At 62.2% G+C, this 15,601-nt stretch carries 9 protein-coding genes and 1 pseudogene; 7 read left to right on the forward strand and 3 right to left on the reverse strand.

Going from position 1 to position 15,601, the window contains the following annotated elements:
- Positions 1 to 47: 47 nt before the first annotated feature.
- Positions 48 to 347, reverse strand: a complete 300-nt coding sequence (locus AC07VF_RS12615; protein ID WP_192172634.1) for an ArsR/SmtB family transcription factor — start codon at positions 345 to 347, stop codon at positions 48 to 50.
- A gap of 84 nt (positions 348 to 431) precedes the next feature.
- Here AC07VF_RS12615 and AC07VF_RS12620 point away from each other — a divergent pair, with 84 nt between their 5' ends.
- Together AC07VF_RS12620 and AC07VF_RS12625 are read left to right on the forward strand one after the other, a co-directional pair.
- The gene (locus tag AC07VF_RS12620; RefSeq protein ID WP_282371657.1) at positions 432 to 1,523 is read left to right on the forward strand and encodes an NADH:flavin oxidoreductase/NADH oxidase; all 1,092 of its coding nucleotides are present in this window, start codon (positions 432 to 434) and stop codon (positions 1,521 to 1,523) included.
- Positions 1,524 to 1,651: 128 nt separating this feature from the next.
- The gene (locus tag AC07VF_RS12625; RefSeq protein WP_282371654.1) at positions 1,652 to 2,527 is read left to right on the forward strand and encodes a LysR family transcriptional regulator; all 876 of its coding nucleotides are present in this window, start codon (positions 1,652 to 1,654) and stop codon (positions 2,525 to 2,527) included.
- 34 nt (positions 2,528 to 2,561) lie between these two features.
- Here AC07VF_RS12625 and AC07VF_RS12630 read toward each other — a convergent pair whose 3' ends face one another.
- A complete protein-coding gene (locus AC07VF_RS12630; protein ID WP_495009627.1) occupies positions 2,562 to 4,457 on the reverse strand; it encodes a HAMP domain-containing methyl-accepting chemotaxis protein in 1,896 nt (631 codons plus the stop codon).
- Positions 4,458 to 4,616: 159 nt separating this feature from the next.
- Positions 4,617 to 5,042 carry a VOC family protein gene (locus AC07VF_RS12635; protein ID WP_495009615.1) on the reverse strand — a complete coding sequence of 142 codons (426 nt, stop codon included), beginning with the start codon at positions 5,040 to 5,042 and terminating at the stop codon, positions 4,617 to 4,619.
- A 253-nt stretch (positions 5,043 to 5,295) separates the two neighbouring features.
- Here AC07VF_RS12635 and AC07VF_RS12640 point away from each other — a divergent pair, with 253 nt between their 5' ends.
- The 5 genes and pseudogenes from AC07VF_RS12640 to AC07VF_RS12660 all read left to right on the forward strand — a co-directional run bounded on the left by AC07VF_RS12640 (position 5,296) and on the right by AC07VF_RS12660 (position 15,370).
- Positions 5,296 to 5,808, forward strand: coding sequence for an acyloxyacyl hydrolase (locus AC07VF_RS12640; protein WP_282371647.1), 513 nt, complete (start codon positions 5,296 to 5,298; stop codon positions 5,806 to 5,808).
- A gap of 340 nt (positions 5,809 to 6,148) precedes the next feature.
- Positions 6,149 to 7,180: pseudogene (locus AC07VF_RS12645) on the forward strand (cache domain-containing protein); the annotation flags it as partial.
- Positions 7,181 to 7,270: 90 nt separating this feature from the next.
- Complete coding sequence (locus AC07VF_RS12650; RefSeq protein WP_489299528.1) at positions 7,271 to 8,035, forward strand: methyl-accepting chemotaxis protein; 765 nt, start codon at positions 7,271 to 7,273, stop codon at positions 8,033 to 8,035.
- 138 nt (positions 8,036 to 8,173) lie between these two features.
- The gene (locus AC07VF_RS12655; RefSeq protein WP_495009614.1) at positions 8,174 to 9,385 is read left to right on the forward strand and encodes a GGDEF domain-containing protein; all 1,212 of its coding nucleotides are present in this window, start codon (positions 8,174 to 8,176) and stop codon (positions 9,383 to 9,385) included.
- Between the two features lie 369 nt (positions 9,386 to 9,754).
- On the forward strand, positions 9,755 to 15,370 hold the full coding sequence (locus tag AC07VF_RS12660) for a putative Ig domain-containing protein (protein ID WP_495009613.1): 5,616 nt from the start codon (positions 9,755 to 9,757) through the stop codon (positions 15,368 to 15,370).
- The last annotated feature ends 231 nt before the right edge of the window (positions 15,371 to 15,601 follow it).

The following is a 15,601-nucleotide window of genomic DNA, read 5'->3' on the forward strand; positions in this document are numbered from 1 at the left end:
GCTGAGGGCGGGTCTACTAACCGCACCGTACGTCTGAAAACGCCGGTTCACGCTTGAGCCAGAATGCACCCCAGCAACCCCGGAAAGCGAATATCCAGCTCCTCGGTGCGCAGCGAATTCATGTGCGTGGTGCCGATGTTGCGCGTATGCACCAGGCCTGCATCGCGCAGCACGCGGAAGTGGTGAGACATGCTGGACTTGGGCCGTCCGCCGTCGAGCTCGCCGCAGGTCGCCTCCGCCACCGTGGAAAGACAGCGAACGATTTCGAGGCGTACGGGGTCACTTAATGCGTAAAGCAAACGCTCAAGTGTGAGTTCGGTCGGTAACGGATGTTTGAAGGCGCGCATGCCGCGCATCATAGCGAGGGGTTTCATTCTTCGCCATATTTCGAATACTATCGAACAAGCGAATTCAATCATCAGGAGTATTTCATGTCTGCATTGTTCGAACCCTTCACGCTGAAGGACGTGACCCTGCGTAACCGCATTGCCATCCCTCCAATGTGCCAGTACACGGCAGACGACGGCGTCATCAACGAGTGGCACCACGTTCACCTCGCGAGCATGGCCCGCGGCGGTGCGGGCCTGGTGGTCGTCGAAGCCACTGCCGTCTCCCCTGAAGGCCGCATTACTCCGGGTTGCGCCGGCATCTGGAGCGACGAGCACGCCAAGGCGTTCATTCCTGCGGTGCAAGCGATCAAGGCAGCCGGCTCGGTCCCGGGCATCCAGATCGCCCACGCCGGTCGCAAGGCCAGCGCCAACCGTCCATGGGAAGGTGACGACCACATGGCCGCCGATGATGCCCGTGGCTGGCAGACCATCGCACCCTCGGCCATCGCCTTCGGCGCCAACCTGCCGAAAGTCCCCCAGGAAATGACCCTGGACGACATCGCCCGGGTCAAGCAGGACTTCGTCGACGCTGCACGCCGTGCCCGTGAAGTCGGCTTTGAGTGGATCGAGCTGCACTTCGCCCACGGTTACCTGGGCCAGAGCTTCTTCTCCGAACACTCCAACCAGCGCACCGATGCCTACGGTGGTAGCTTCGACAACCGCAGCCGCTTCCTGCTGGAAACCCTGGCCGCCGTGCGTGAAGTCTGGCCGGAAAACCTGCCCCTGACCGCACGCTTCGGTGTGATCGAGTACGACGGCCGTGACGAGCAGACCCTCAGCGAATCCATCGAACTGGCGCGCCGCTTCAAGGCCGGCGGTCTTGATCTGCTCAGCGTCAGCGTCGGTTTCACCATCCCGGAAACCAACATCCCGTGGGGCCCGGCCTTCATGGGCCCGATCGCCGAACGCGTACGCCGTGAAGCCGATATCCCGGTGACCTCGGCGTGGGGTTTTGGCGATCCGAAACTGGCTCAGGCCGCCGTGCAGAACGGTCAGCTGGACTTGGTGTCGATCGGCCGGGCGCACCTGGCGGATCCGCATTGGGCTTATTTCGCCGCCAAAGAACTGGGCGTCGACAAAGCCTCGTGGACCCTGCCTGCGCCCTACGCGCACTGGCTGGAACGCTATCGTTAAGCGTCCCGCGTAAAAAAATGCCGCCCTTGAGGCGGCATTTTTATTTGTCGACGGCACTGGTTACTATCCGCTGCCGGCCGCCTGTGGGTGCGCCCTGCCCGATTTGAATTTCCTTCAAGGACCTGCCGATGATCAGAGAGTTGAAAACCTTCGTCTGCGTCGCGCGTCGAGGCACCTTTGCGGCGGCCGGGCGCGAGGTCGGGCTGACCCAATCGGCGGTGAGCGCGCAGATCAAGAACCTCGAAGACGCTCTGGGCGTCACCCTCTTTGATCGCACCGGCCGCGCCGCCACCCTCAACGCCGCCGGACAACGCGCCGTGGCACTGGCCGAAGAAATGCTGCAGCTGTTCGGGCGCATGGGCAGCCCCGACAGCGCCAATGACTTTCGCGGCGCGCTGCGCATCGGCGCCATCAGCACGGCGCAGACCGGCATCCTGCCGCAAGCCTTGGTGGCGCTGCGCAGCAAGGCGCCGTTCATCGAGGCCAGTCTGGTGCCTGGGGTTTCATTGAACCTGCTCAGTCAGGTGGACGCCGGCGAGCTCGATCTGGCGATCATGATCAAACCGCCGTTCGCCCTGCCCAAAGAGCTGCACGCCGAGGTCCTCGCCAGAGAACCCTTCGTGCTGATCACACCATCCGGCATGCAGGGCGACGACCCTCGGCAGATCCTCTGCGACCACCCTTTCATTCGCTACGATCAGCGCTCGTTCGGCGGCCGCCGGGTCACGCAGTTCCTGCGCGAGCGCAAACTTGAGGTGCGGCAAACCCTGGAGCTCGATGAGCTGGACGCCATCGTCAAGATGGTCCGCGCCGGGTTGGGCGTGGCGCTGGTGCCCATGGCCGGGTTGTGGCTGGAGCATGCGGAGGACGTGCGGATCATCGACCTCGGTGAGCTGACCTTCTTCCGCGAGATCGTGCTGGTGAGCAAATACCTGCAGCGGCACACACCGCTGCTGGAATTGTTCAGAAGCTGCGTCGTGGACGCGCTCCCCCGCGCAGACTGACGCCATTGCCCGTCGTGCAAGTGCGCCTCGGCGGTCACACCTTGAATTTTCCGACCAGCGTCTGCAAGTGCACGCCCAACCGGGCGAGTTCAACACTGGACGCTGCGGTTTGTTCGCTGGCGGCCGATGTCTGCTCGGAGACTTCGCGAACGCTGATCACGCTGCGGTTTATCTCTTCCGCGACGGCGCTTTGCTCTTCAGCGGCAGCGGCAATCTGGTGGTTCATCGACTCGATGGACAGCACCGAGCGGGTGATGCCGCCCAGGGACACCCCGGCGCGCCGGCTCAGTTCGACACTGCTGTCAGTCAGCACGCGGCTGTTTTCAAGGATCCCCGCCACCTGCTGCGTGCCGCTCTGCAGACCGGTGATCAGTTGCTCGATTTCTTCAGTGGAAGACTGGGTACGCTGGGCCAGGCTGCGCACCTCGTCAGCGACCACCGCAAAGCCCCTTCCCGCCTCGCCAGCACGCGCAGCCTCGATGGCGGCGTTCAACGCCAGCAAGTTAGTCTGCTGAGCGACTGACTTGATGACATCGAGGACGCTGCCAATTTTGCCGCTTTCGGTTTTCAGGTCCGCCATGGCGACCGTCGAGTGGCCGACTTCGGTGGCCAGGCGCTCAATTTGATTGATGGCCTGACGCACCACCTCGTCACCGTCACGGGCCTCACGGGTGGCGGTGGCCGCGGCCTCGGAAGCGCTTTCCGCGTTGCGTGCAACTTCCTGCACCGTGGCCGCCATCTCGTTCATGGCCGTCGCCACCTGATCGGTCTCGATCTTCTGGCTATTGACGCCCGCACTGGTTTGCTCGGTGATCGCTGACAATTCCTCGGCGGCACTGGCGATCTGCGTCACGCCATTGCGCAGGCCGGCAATCAGTTCGCGCAGGTTGACCGTCATCCGCGCCATGCTGCGTTGCAACATGCCCAGTTCGTCTTTGCGCGACACCACACGGGCATTTGTCAGGTCACCACCGGCCACCTGCTCGGCAGTGCGAAGCGCGTCCATCAAGGGCAGGACAATCAAGCGAGTGATCAGCCAGGCCGCAAGAATGCCGAGGATCAATGCGCCCAGTGTCGCGCCGCCCAACACGTTACGGGCGGCGTCCACATCTTCGCTGCGCAATACGGCCTGATTTTTTGCCAGTGCGTTACTGGCGGCAAACAGGCTGGCAATGTCTTCGTTCAACCCCAACTGAGCGTTGGCGGCTCCCGCTTGAGCCTCGCTGAACTGGCTGACCGTCAGCAAATAAGCGTCGAGGGCCGAGCCGAGGTGCTGCACGGCATCGTTTTGTGCCGCCGGCAGCGCCTGGCCAAGGACAGTGGTGTAGGCGCGAGCGTCACTGATGGCTTTTTTGGCCGGTGCTTCAAGCTCGGGTTTGAGACTGTAGGTGTAGCCGCGCAATTGGAAGCGCGCCTGCTCGACCAAGGCCTGCGCCTTCACCACCGCAGCGGTCTGCGCAGCGTCGCCGTTCGCGGAAATAGCGGCCTCAATCTTCTGCAATTGCTCCACCGCGGCGTCCGCATTGCTGCCGAAAATGCCACGAGAGGCCTCGCGATTCTGCACAGATTGAACGTAGTCGCTGAAGTGCGCGCGGTAGCGCTTGACCGCCTCCGTCGCCGACTGAATATGCGGGATATTCAACGCCGAATCGAAATTGGCGCGGCAGTACGCCAGGTGACTGTCGAGGTTTTCCAGCGCCTTGACCACCACAGCGGCGTGATCTGCATCGTAATTGAGCGTGTAGGACAAACGCGCGATGCGCATGTCACGCGTCAGGTCATTGAGCTTTGAGATGTCGAGAATCCGGTCTCCCCTTTCACTCAGTCCGCCGATCCCGGACCACCCTGCCAACGCTATCAGTAGTGTCAACACCAGCACTGCGCCAAAGCCCAGAGACAGCTTGGATTTGACGCTGATGTTTTCCAGCATCCTGTTCATCGCAGTGAGCATAAGTTTTCCAGTCCGATCCGATCATTAAGAGATGCTGAATCGGTTTATCGGCCGCTGGACAGGTAAGTTGAAGTGGCTGCAGTGCGGCTGAAACGAAAACGGGCGCCTTTGACAAGCACCCGAGGGGGCAATCCCGGATTATTTGGCAAACAACTGACCCATGTCCTTGAACGCCTTGAATTCCAGAGCGTTGCCGCACGGATCGAACAGGAACATGGTGGCCTGCTCGCCCACCTGGCCCTGGAAGCGGATGTAGGGTTCGATCACAAACTTCGTTTCCCGGGCGCGCAGACGCTCCGCCAGCGCCTCCCATTCTTCCCAGTGCAAGATGATGCCGAAGTGCGGGACCGGTACGTCGTGGCCATCCACCGCGTTGGAATGCACGGACTCCTGGGAAGTGGTCTTCGGGTGCTCATGGATGACCAGTTGATGACCGTAAAAATCGAAATCGACCCATTGCTCGCTGGAGCGGCCTTCGGAGAGACCAAATACGTCGCCGTAGAAGTGGCGCGCGGCGGCGAGATCGTAAACGGGAATGGCGAGATGGAAGGGCGAGAGGCTCATGGGCGATCCTTGGGGCGGGAATGACAGGGCGGATTGTTGACCTTAATCGCACGCCGTAAAAGCGAATTATCCTTCTGCCGAGCCTCAACAATTTTGATCAATCGGGCGCTTGATACCGCTTGAATCATTCCAAAAACGAAGTTCTGGGAAATTTCATACAGGGCCAATGGAACTTTCGTAGTGGCGTTCTGCCCTACATCCGTTCGGGTGATTACTCTCCCCGGTTTTATTGACCTTTCTGGCTATCTCCACCATGAAAAAGCTACTGCTCGCTGCCCTTTGCCTGTCTTCTTTCGCCATGACCGCCAACGCCACGCAGATCTCCGGTGCATTGGGTGCCACCAGCCAAGGTGGCGTCACCGGCCGCGTTGCCCTGGGTTTCGACTGGGACAAGTCCTGGCTGGAAAGCTCCACCGGCAAGCTGACCGGCTATTGGGACCTGGGCTACACCTACTGGGAAGCAGGCAAACAGGCCGGCGCTCGCCACTCGGCCTCCTTCGCTCCGGTGTTCGTTTATGAGTTTGGCAGCGGTCCGGTGAAGCCCTATATCGAAGCCGGTGTGGGCGTTTCGTTGTTTACCGGTTCATCTGCGGGTGACCAGAAGTTCGGTTCCGCCTTCAACTTCGAAGACCGCCTTGGCGCTGGTCTGAAATTCGGCGACACCCAGCGCGTCGGCCTGCGCGTTACCCACTATTCAAACGCAGGGATCAAGGAGCCTAACGACGGGATCGAATCCTATGCGCTGGTCTACAGTCATGCGCTCTAAGGGATGAGGGCCTAGCTGCGAGCTCGAGGCTTCAAGCTTCAAGGTTCAAGCGCCGTGCTTCGTGCTTGGGCCGCATAAGTCGAATGCCAGAGGGCTGCTTTTTGCAGCCCTTTTTTTTTGGCGTCTGCCCTGCTCCACTTCCTCACGTCCTCGCCCTCAGCCCTCCTCGCTTAGCACGGTTACATGACTCGCGGGCCGTACACCCAGGACCGATTGTCAGATTCCAGTCAAATAGAGGCCTGTTTTGCGCAGCAAGCCATTCATCTATCCCGCTGGCCGCCGATAGCCCGACTGACACACTGCAATCCTTTCCCTGCAATCGCTTGAAGGCCCTCAAGGCATGACCAAATCCCTGAAATTCAGCCATAAAATCCTGCTGGCGGCGTCGCTGGTGGTGATCGCCGCGTTTACCTTATTCACCCTCTACAACGATTATCTGCAACGCAACGCCATCCGGGATCAGTTAAGGGAAAGTCTGAACCAGATGGGCGAAAGTACGGCCGGCAATATCCAGAACTGGATGTCGGGACGCATCCTGCTGGTGGAAAACGTCGCCGAGGGCGCCGCCGTGTCGTCGCCCGAGGTGTTCAACCGGCTGCTCGGTCAGCCAACGCTGATCTCGACGTTCATGAGCATCTACCTGGGCAGAGCCGATGGTTCATTCGTGACGCAACCGCCTGATGACATGCCCGGCGATTACGACCCGCGCACCCGCCCGTGGTACACCGATGCATTGAAGGCCGGCAAGACCACCTTGACCGAGCCCTATCTGGACGCCGTGACCAAAGGCCTGATCGTGACCATCGCCACGCCGGTGAAAGGCCCTTCCGGCGTCGCCGGCGTTGCGGGCGGCGACCTGAGTCTGGAAGTGCTGGTGAAGATGATCAGTGCGCTGCGCCTGCAGAACGACGGCCATGCTTTCCTGGTCGACGCCAACGGCCGCATTCTCGTGCATCCGGACACCTCGCTGGTGATGAAAACCCTGGCCGAGGTCTACCCGAACGCTACGCCGCGCCTGTCCGAAGATGTCAGCGAAAGCGAGCACGCCGGCAAGACCGAAGTCGTCACCTTTGCTCACGTTGACGGTCTGCCATCGGTCAACTGGTACGTCGGCATCGCGGTGGACAAGGCCCAGGCCTACGCCGCACTGGGCGATTTCCGTAACTCGGCGATCGTCGCCACGATCATCGCCGTGGTCCTGATCATTGCGCTGCTGGGCGTGTTGCTCAGCGTGCTGATGCGTCCGCTGAACACCATGGGCCGCGCCATGCACGACATCGCGGCAGGTGAAGGCGATCTCACCAAGCGCCTGGAGATCCTCAGCCAGGACGAATTCGGCTACCTGGGCAACGGCTTCAACCTGTTCGTGGAGCGGATCCATGACTCCATGCGCGAAGTGGCCTCCTCCACCGTGCAGCTCAACGAAGTCGCGCTGCGCGTGGTCAGCGCGTCGAACTCCTCGATGCTGAACTCTGATCAGCAGGCCAACCGTACCAGCAGTGTCGCGGCGGCCATCAACGAGCTGGGCGCTGCGGCGCAGGAGATCGCGCAGAACGCCGCCATGGCGTCCGGGCATTCCAGCGATGCGCGCAATATGGCGTCCAGTGGTCAGGCCGTGGTCGGTCAGAACATTCAGGCGATGAACCGTTTGTCGACGCGCATCAGCGGCGCCAGCGAGCAGATCGAGCAGCTCAACACCAAGACCGCCAACATCGGGCAGATTCTGGAAGTCATCACCGGGATCTCCCAGCAGACCAACCTGCTGGCCCTCAACGCTGCCATCGAAGCAGCACGCGCCGGGGAAGCCGGGCGCGGGTTTGCCGTGGTCGCTGACGAGGTCCGCAGCCTGGCCCATCGCACCCAGGAGTCGGCCAGTCAGGTGCAGAAAATGATCGAGGAGCTGCAACACGGCGCCCGTGAAGCGGTGGCGATCATGAATGACAGCCAGCGCGAGAGCCATGAAAGCGTCAGCATCGCCAATCAGGCCGGCACCAGCCTGGAAAGCGTGACCGTGCGCATCGGCGAGATCGACGCGATGAACCAGTCGGTCGCCACCGCCACCGAGGAGCAGACTTCGGTGGTCGAAGCGATCAACGTCGACATCACCGAAATCAACACACTGAACCAGGAAGGCGTGGAAAACCTGCAGGCCACGTTGCGCGCCTGTTCCGACCTGGAACGTCAGTCGGTGCGTTTGACGCAGCTGGTGGGCAGTTTCCGTATCTGAGGCAAGACGGAGCGCTGTTCATCGCAAACCTGACGCTTGATCGGTCAGTCCTTGCGAAAACAGCGCTCCGACGAAATGATGGCACTAAGACATCACTGATGATGTCATAGTCCGGTCAACCCACCCCTTTGGTGCAACATGCTTTCCTTTGTCCTCGATCGACCTGGCCCCCATGACGCGCAACTTCTCGCCGAGGTCGATCGCACCATCGCATCGCGTTTTCGCAGCCTGCGTTTCAGCACTGAGCTGGAACAGCGCTACGAGGCCGAAACGCTTGAGCAACGCCGCCAGTTTCTGTCCGCCGTGGGCATCGGCGGCATCCTCATCTACAACCTGTTCATGGTCAGCGACTGGCTCAGCCTGAACGACATGTTTACCTACGTGGCGCTGGGCCGTGTCTGCCTGATGACGCCGATCTTTATGATTCTGCTGATCATCGCGCGGCGCGCCAGCACCCGACGCATTGTGGAAGCGACGGCAGCCATCGGCACCGTAACGTGTTCGGTGATGCCGCTGATAGCGATGATCTACAGCGAAAGTCCGTTCCGCTTGCACTATCAGCTGGGGATGCTGCTGATCATGGTGTATTGCACGGTGATCCAGCAGGTGCCGGTGCGCTGCGCGGCGGTGGCCATGGCCTGCATGCTGGTCATTCAGCTGGTGACCACTTACCTCGCTGAGTTCGCCGACTTTCAGATCTGGCAAGCCAATGCGCTGTTGTTCTTCTCCACCGCGGCGTTGCTGATGATGGCGTCGTGGTTTCTGGAACACGGAAGCCGCTTGAGTTATCTGTTTGCGTTGCGCGGGCAGTTGCTGCGAGCGCAACTGGTGGAACTGGCGCGCATCGATTCGCTGACGCAATTGTTCAACCGGCGTTTTCAGGGCGAGGTGCTGGCCTCTCTGTGGAGCCGCGCAACGCAGACCCCCACGAACGTCGCGGTCATCCTGCTGGACATCGATCACTTCAAATCCTACAACGACAACTACGGGCACCTGCAGGGCGACACCTGCTTGCGGTTGCTGAGTGGCGTGATCCAGCGCACGGCGCAGAAAGCCGACGCCCTGACCTTTCGCTTCGGCGGCGAGGAAATCATGGTGCTCATGACCCACGCCCACCCGGCTCAGGCCAGGGCCCTGGCAGAAAACCTGCGTGCTGCGGTTGCCGCGCTGAACGTGCCTCACCCGGTGCTGGACGACGGCGCCAGGGTCACCATCAGCCTGGGCGTCGCCATCGCCAGCGCACCTCAGACCAGCGCCGAAGCGCTCATCGCCATGGCCGACAAGGCGCTCTATGCCGCCAAGGGCGAAGGCCGCGACTGCCTGCGCTGCGCCCCCGCTGAAGTGGCCTAGTAGGCCCGCTAACCCATAATAGGACCGGCTAACGCGAACTTTGCGGGACCGCCTTTGGCCGGGAAGGTGTCGGCATCCACACCGCAGAATCGAGGGTGCCCACCCTAGCCTCTTCCCGGCTGAAGCCGGTCCTGCCAAGCGATCTTCATCGCTAGCAGACTCCTCATATCTCCAAGGTGCCAGAAAAGCATATCCCTCTAAACGTCAATTACATGACACCAATAACCACCAAAATGTGCCGATCGTCACAAAACGACGGTTTTCCGACATACGGCGACAACTTTTCCGTTCAGGTGGGTCATACCTGCTGCAGTGCCGATTGGAAATTGGCACGCAGCGTGACCTCAGCCTGTGACCGGAGATAAGTACATGATTTTTAACGTCCAAAATTTTGGCGCCAAGGGAGATGGCGTCTCTGACGACACCGCGGCCATCCAACAAGCGATTGATGCAGCTGCGGCGGCGGGTGGAGGACAAGTCTATGTACCCCCCGGGACCTACATCGTGTCAGGCGGCGAGGAACCGTCCGACGGCTGCCTCATGCTCAAGAGCAACGTCTACATGTACGGCGACGGCATGGGCGTCTCCAACATCAAGGTCGCGGACGGTTCCGACACGAAAATCACCGGTGTCATCCGCTCCGCCTACGGCGAAGAGACCCACGACTTCGGGCTGAGCAACCTGACCATCGACGGCAACCGGGACAACACCACCGGCAAGATCGACGGCTGGTTCAACGGCTACATCCCGGGCAAGGAAGGTTACGACTCCAACGTCACCCTCGATGGCGTGGAAATCAAGGACTGCTCCGGTTACGGCTTTGACCCCCACGAACAGACCGTGAACATGGTCATCAAGAACAGCGTGTCCCACGGCAACGGCCTGGACGGCTTTGTCGCTGACTTCCTCAGCGGCAGCACCTTCGAAAACAACATCGCCTACGACAACGATCGCCACGGTTTCAACGTGGTCACCAGCAGCCACGATTTCACCCTGAGCAACAACGTCGCCTACGGCAACGGCGGTGGCGGCATCGTGGTGCAGCGCGGCAGCGAGAACATCCCTTCGCCGAACAACATCACCATCACCGGCGGTGAGGTCTATGGCAACGGCGCCGAAGGCGTGCTGATCAAGCTGTCCAGCGAGGTCACCATGACCGGCGTCGACATCCACGACAACGCCAGCGCCGGCGTTCGCATCTACGGCAGCAACAACGTCGACGTCATCAACAACACCCTGAGCAACAACTCACTGGGCGGCGGCGTGCCGGAAATCATCATCCAGTCCTACGACGACACCAAGGGCGTTTCCGGCAAGTATTACAACGGCAGTGACAACACCGTTCAGGGCAACACCATCAACGGCAGCGCCCTGTCGACCTATGGCGTGGCCGAGCGCAACGAAGACGGCACCGACCGCAACGCCATCATCGGCAACACCATCACCCATACCACCAAGGGCGACACCCTGGTGTATGGCGATGGCAGCTACGTCAGCGCGACCGTGCCCGTGGTGGCGGTTCAGGGCACCGACGGCAACGACACCCTGCTGGGCAGCGACGCCAACGAGATTTTCTACGCCGGCGCGGGCAATGACACCGTCAACGGCGGTGGCGGCAGCGACATCCTCATCGGCGGCGCCGGGGTCGACAAGCTCACCGGCGGCGCGGGCGCGGACATCTTCCGCTTCACCAGCGAGTCCGACAGCTACCGCACCGCGACCACCAGCTTCGACGACACCATCACCGACTTCGACCCGACCCAGGACAAGATCGACCTCGCCGGCCTGGGCTTCACCGGGCTGGGCAACGGCCGTGGCGGCACCCTGCAGATCAGCTACAGCGCCAGCAACGACCGTACTTACATCAAGGATTACGATGCCGACGCCAACGGCAACCGCTTCGAGCTGATCCTCGCCGGGAATCTGGTCAGCGCACTGACCGCCGACAACTTCATCTTCAACCGCACCCTCACCGGCACCACCGGCAACGACTCGCTGCAGGGCACTGACGGGGCAGACACCTTGCTGGGTCTGGCCGGCAACGACAGCCTGGCGGGCGGCGCCGGGGACGATCGTCTCGACGGCGGCGCGGGGCAGGACACCCTGAGTGGCGGCGCTGGCGCTGACACCTTCGTGTTCTCCAGCCGCACCGACAGCTACCGCAACTACAACGCCGGCGGCGCGAATCTCGGCGACGTGATCACCGATTTCGACGTCACCGCCGACAAGATCGACCTCTCCAAGCTGGGCTTCACGGGCCTGGCCGACGGCATGAACAACACCGTGTACGCGGTGCTCAACGACGCCGGCGACAAGACTTACATCAAGTCGCTGACCGCCGATGCCGAAGGCAACCGCTTCGAAGTCGCGCTCGTGGGCAACTACCTCGACAAACTGACCAGCGCCAACTTCGTCTTCGCCACCGCCCCGACGGTGAATCAGGCGCCCGTCGTCGCCAACCCGCTGCTGGACCAGAACGCCACCGAAAACACACCGTTCAGCTACGTCGTGCCCGGCACCAGCTTCACCGATCCAGACAACGATACCCTCAGCTACAGCGCCACCCTGGCCGACGGCACCGCCCTGCCGACCTGGCTGATCTTCGACGCCGCGACCCGCACCTTCAGCGGAACCCCGGGCAACACGGCGTCGGGCACCTACGCAATCAAGATCACCGCGAGCGACGCTAGCAACGCCACCGTCAGCGACAGCTTCACCCTCGCCGTGCAGGACGTGCCAGTGACGCCGGGCGTTATCAACGGCACGCCGGGCAACGACACGCTGACCGGCACCACCGGCAACGATCAACTGTTCGGCGGCGCGGGCAATGACACCCTGAACGGCGGCGACGGCAACGACGTTCTCATCGGTGGCGCCGGTGCCGACAAACTCACCGGCGGTGCGGGGGCGGACGTGTTCCGCTTCACCTCCACCCAGGACAGCTACCGCACGGCGACCACCAGCGCCAGTGACCAGATCCTTGATTTCGATGTCACCGCCGACAAAATCGACGTCTCGGGCCTGGGCTACGGCGGCCTGGGCAACGGCCTCAACGGCACGCTGCAGGTGACCTACAACGCCAGCACCAACCGCACCTACGTCAAGGACAACGTCGCGGATGCCAACGGCAACCGTTTCGAACTGTCCCTGGCGGGTAATCTGGCCGGCAGCCTGAACGCCAGCCACTTCGTCTTCGCCAGCCAGAATGCGCCCGTCAACGTGGCGCCGGTGGTGGTGATTCCGCTGCTGGACCAGAACGCGACGGAAAACTCGCCGTTCACCTACGCGGTCACCAGCAACAGCTTCTCCGACGCCAACAACGACGCGCTGACCTACACCGCGACCCTGGCCGATGGCAGCGCCCTGCCCGACTGGCTCAGCTTTGACAGCACCCGCCTGACCTTCAGCGGCACGCCGACCAGCACCGCCTCCGGCAACTACACGCTGCTGATCAAGGCCACCGACCCGTCGGGCGCGTCAGTCAGTGACAGCTTCGCCCTGGCCGTGGCCGATGCGCCGGCCAGCACCATCACCGGCACCGACAACGGCGAAGCGATCGCCGGCACTGCCGGCGCCGACCTGATCCTCGGCCTGGGCGGCAACGACACCATTCGCGCCGGCGCAGGGCCGGACATCATCGACGGCGGCGCGGGTCGCGACTCGCTGTACGGCGGCGACGGCGCGGATACCTTCCGCTACACCAGCGTCCAGGACAGCTACCGCGACTACAACACCGGCGGTGTCACCGCGACTGACACGATCTACGATTTCACCCACGGCGTGGACAAGATCGACGTCTCCGCCCTGGGCTTCCTCGGCCTGGGCGATGGCAGCAACGGCACGCTGTACCTGAGCCTCAACGCCGCTGGCGACAAAACCTATATCAAATCCAGCGTCCCCGACGCTGACGGTCACCGCTTCGAGATCGCCTTAAGCGGCAACTACATGAACACCCTCACCGCCGACGACTTCGTGTTCGGCTCCCGGGCCGACCAGGACATTCTGTTCCTGCCGACCCTCGGCCAGTCCAACGCACGTCTGCTGCGCATGACCGAAGACGACAGCCAGTCCGGCACCACCATGCTGGTGGACGGTTTGAGCAAATACACCACCTACGACGTGCGCAGCCAGTTCAACGACGCCGACGGCAATGGCATCGACATCGCGGTGGGCGGCAGCACGGTCAACGGCCTGTCGACCCTCGGCCCCGAAGAGCTGAAGCTGTGCTGGTGGCTGACCGACACCGACCAACCGGGCCCGGCCCTGTTGCGCGCCGTGGCCTTGCTGAACGACCAGCTCACCGAGCTGAAGTCGATCGACAACGTGACCATGGGCATCATCTGGGGCCAGGGCGAAGAAGCGGCACAGGAAATCGCCCGCGCTTCGGACAAGGATGCTGCGGCGGCGGCGTACAAGGCGGCGACCTTGTCGGTGTTCGATTACCTGCACGCGCAGTTCGGCAACTTCAACGTGTACATGATGGAAACCGGTCACTACGACCAGGACGCGGCCCGCGCCCGCGGCTTCTCGGAAGAGAAGATCGCCGGCATCGTCGAAGGTGTCGGCTACGTCCGCGCCACCCAGGAAGCGATCGCCGCCCAGCGTGACGACGTGAAGATTGCGGTGGATTACACCGACCTGCCCCTGCGCCACGAAGTCGACCCGCTGGTCTACCCCGACGACGTCTGGCACTTGCATGAAGAGTCCGCCGAGATCGTCGGTCAGCGTCTGGCCGACTACATCGCCGACGACCTGGGCTTCCACGGTGACCCGAGCGACAACAACAGCGTACAGGCCATCTTCGACGGTGCGCAGAACGAAGGCGGCATGATCTTCGGCACCGACCAGGACGACACCCTGGTGGGTTCGTCCGGCAACGACACGCTGGACGGCGACCTCGGCGCCGACAGCATGACGGGCGGCGACGGCAATGACATTTACATTGTCGACAACGCCTTCGACAGCGTCACCGAAAGCAGCGACTCGCCTTCGCAGATCGACACCGTGCAGGCGTCGGTCAGCTGGACCCTCGGCGCGAACCTGGAAAACCTGGTGCTCACTGGTGTCTCGGCCATCGACGGCAACGGTAACGAGCTGCGCAACTTTATCACCGGCAACGCGGCCGCCAACGTGATTGATGGCGCCGGCGGTGCCGACAGCATGAGCGGCGGCAATGGCAACGACACGTACTACGTCGACAACAGCGGCGACAGCGTGATCGAAACCAACGCCGATCGCGTCTCCGGCGGCATCGACAGCGTGCACAGCACCCTGGCGACGTTCACCCTCGGCGCCAACGTGGAAAACCTGTACCTCGACAGCCTCGATGCGGCCAACGGCATCGGTAACGCGCTGGACAACGTGCTGTTCGCCGGCAGCGGCAACAACGTGCTGGACGGGCGGGACGGTAACGACACCGTGTCTTACGTTGGCGCGCAGGCAGGCATCACCGCCACGCTGTCGACCTCGGCCCAGCAGAACACCGGCGGCTCCGGCCTGGACACGCTGAAGAGCGTCGAGAACCTGATCGGCAGCGCCTTCGCCGACAGCCTGACCGGCAACAGCGGCGCCAACGTGCTCAACGGCGGCGCCGGCGATGACACGCTGATCGGCGGCTCGGGCAACGACCGTTTGATCGGCGGTGCGGGTACCGATTCGCTCACCGGCGGCACCGGGGCCGACACTTACGTGTTCGACTCTGTCGCCGACATGGGTGTCGGTGCGCTGCGCGACGTGATCAACGGCTTCAAGAGCGCCGAGGGCGACCTGCTCGACTTTAGCGCCCTGGACGCCAATCCTCAAACGCCGGGCATCGACGCGTTTACCTTCATTGGCAGCAACGCCTTTGACAGCAACGACGCCACCGGGCAGATACGTTTTGCCGACGGGATCCTCTACGGCAGCATCAACGCCGACGCCACCCCGGACTTCGAAATCCAGCTGGTCGGTGTCAAAGAGCTGCACGTCACTGTCCTCGTTGCCTGATTGATCGCGTAAACACAAAAACGGCCTCCGCAATGGAGGCCGTTTTTTTTGCGTGATCAGTACGACCAAACCCTCTGATACACCGCATATCCCCTGTAGGACCGGCTTCAGCCGGGAAGGCGTCAGATGCCACACCCAAAATCCGCTGCGTACTCAATGGCCCCTTCCCGGCTAAAGCCAGTCCCACTAAAAGCAGGAGTGAGCTTGCTCACGAAGAGGCCGGGACATTCA

This window comes from Pseudomonas sp. GW821-FHT02H06, from assembly GCF_059421525.1.

Bases quoted from the DNA above. Each gene is read 5' to 3' on its own strand.
- AC07VF_RS12655 (WP_495009614.1), top strand. From the start codon at position 8,174: ATGCTTTCCTTTGTCCTCGATCGACCTGGCCCCCATGACGCGCAACTT.
- AC07VF_RS12620 (WP_282371657.1), top strand. From the start codon at position 432: ATGTCTGCATTGTTCGAACCCTTCACGCTGAAGGACGTGACCCTGCGT.
- AC07VF_RS12635 (WP_495009615.1), bottom strand. From the start codon at position 5,042: ATGAGCCTCTCGCCCTTCCATCTCGCCATTCCCGTTTACGATCTCGCC.
- AC07VF_RS12630 (WP_495009627.1), bottom strand. From the start codon at position 4,457: ATGCTGGAAAACATCAGCGTCAAATCCAAGCTGTCTCTGGGCTTTGGC.
- AC07VF_RS12650 (WP_489299528.1), top strand. From the start codon at position 7,271: ATGCTGAACTCTGATCAGCAGGCCAACCGTACCAGCAGTGTCGCGGCG.
- AC07VF_RS12660 (WP_495009613.1), top strand. From the start codon at position 9,755: ATGATTTTTAACGTCCAAAATTTTGGCGCCAAGGGAGATGGCGTCTCT.
- AC07VF_RS12625 (WP_282371654.1), top strand. From the start codon at position 1,652: ATGATCAGAGAGTTGAAAACCTTCGTCTGCGTCGCGCGTCGAGGCACC.
- AC07VF_RS12615 (WP_192172634.1), bottom strand. From the start codon at position 347: ATGCGCGCCTTCAAACATCCGTTACCGACCGAACTCACACTTGAGCGT.
- AC07VF_RS12640 (WP_282371647.1), top strand. From the start codon at position 5,296: ATGAAAAAGCTACTGCTCGCTGCCCTTTGCCTGTCTTCTTTCGCCATG.